General features: G+C 65.4%; 2 protein-coding genes. Both read right to left on the bottom strand.

Translation table 11 applies throughout. The features are described 5' to 3' along the window. The coding region (locus tag AC04L7_RS18580; RefSeq protein WP_475513684.1) for a twin-arginine translocation signal domain-containing protein at positions 1–131 on the bottom strand (131 nt) is incomplete at its 3' end. A 7-nt stretch (positions 132–138) separates the two neighbouring features. Beyond that, positions 139–1,479, bottom strand: a 1,341-nt coding sequence (locus tag AC04L7_RS18575) for a DUF1800 domain-containing protein (protein WP_475513683.1), incomplete at its 5' end; no start/stop codon positions are given.

The following is a 1,479-nucleotide window of genomic DNA, read 5'->3' as shown; positions in this document are numbered from 1 at the left end:
ACGGTGTCGTAGCTGTTGACGGCGGCATCGACGGGGTCGGCGAACATCAGGCTGGCGCCGGTGGTGCCGACGATGGCGGCCGCGCCGCAGCCTTTGACGAACTCGCGTCGGGTCAGTCGGAAATCGGTCATCGTCGCCTCAGCGGCTCATGAATTCGGGAGTCATCAGGATCAGCGCCACCAGGCTGCGCAGGCGCTCGTGGTTGTAGTGCCGCTTCAGGTCGCTGCCCTGCCACGTGTTGGTGTCGGTGATGACGTAGGTGTTGGGATCGCCGTTCTGGGCCATGAACGCCACCAATGCCTGCTTGCGCGCGGCCTCCGGCTGGTAGCCCAGCAGGCGCGTGCACCACCAGGTGACCAGGGTATTCGCGGTCCAGTTGGCGACGGGCACGTTCGCGCGCGTCGTGTCGACGATCGGGTGCAGCGGCACCTCGCCGTCCTTGGTTTCGGTCAGCCAGCCCAGCAGGCGCCAGGTCATGGCGTAAGAGTTGGAACCCGACCACGCCAGGCCGGCATCGGGATACCCGTTCGGCGCCGGCCAGTTGTACGGGGTGTGGCCGGTGAACCCATAGAGCCACATGAAGTCGCCGCTGCGGCCATGGTCCAGCCTGAGCGTCCAGTCGCCGCCCAGCGTGCGCATCGCGGCCACGGCGCAGTCGAACGGGCGGCGGTTCTTCTGGCCGAAGCTGTTGATGAAATCGTCGGAATTCAGGATGTGCCGCAGCACCAGTTCGATCTGGTTCGGGGCGCGCCAGTTGGCGCGGAAGATCGCCGCCGCGCTGTCGATCAACGCCTGCTTCGGCGTGTCGCTGATGAAGCGGCGGATCAGCTTCTTGCAGATGAACTTGGCCACGCGCGGATGGCTGGCCAGGCGGTCCAGTACATCGCGGCCGTCCTTGAGCGCCGGTTGTTCGGGATAGATCAGCATGCCGAGCAGGAACTTCGGCCCGGCGTCGTGCCATGACTGCCGATAGACGAACGTGCCGTCGTTCTCGGTGGGGAACTGCCAGTGCCCGTTCTTCGCCGACCAGCCGGTGAACGCGGCGGAGGTTTCGTACACGTCGATGTCGGTGTAACCGATCGGGTACGCCGGATCCTCGGGGCAGGGCGGCACCTGGAACGGATCCATGAAGCCCAGGTAGTTCTCGGCCCCGAAGGTGTGCAGCTCCAGCAGCTCGCGGGCGAAGTTCTCGTTCGGGCCCGAGCGCGAATTGCTGATGTTGTCCAGGTAATACAGCATCGCCGTGCTCTGGGCCACGCCTTCCAGCATCGTGCGGAAGTTGCCCTTGGCGTTGGCGCGGATCACGTCGCGGTCGTAATGCACGAACACGGGTCCCACGCTGAAATCGGTGCCCAGCACGTTGAAGTGGTCGTGCCAGAAGTTCACCAGCACTTCGCGCAGCTGGCGGCGCGAGTACACCGCGCGAACGAAGGCGGCACGCTGCACCTCGTTGGCGGGGCGCATGCGGATGTTGTATTC

The sequence above is a fragment of the Pseudoxanthomonas sp. LjRoot204_2 genome (genome assembly GCF_056175765.1).
The sequence above is the reverse complement of the archived record's forward strand: the minus strand, read 5'-3'. Positions and strand labels throughout refer to the sequence as shown.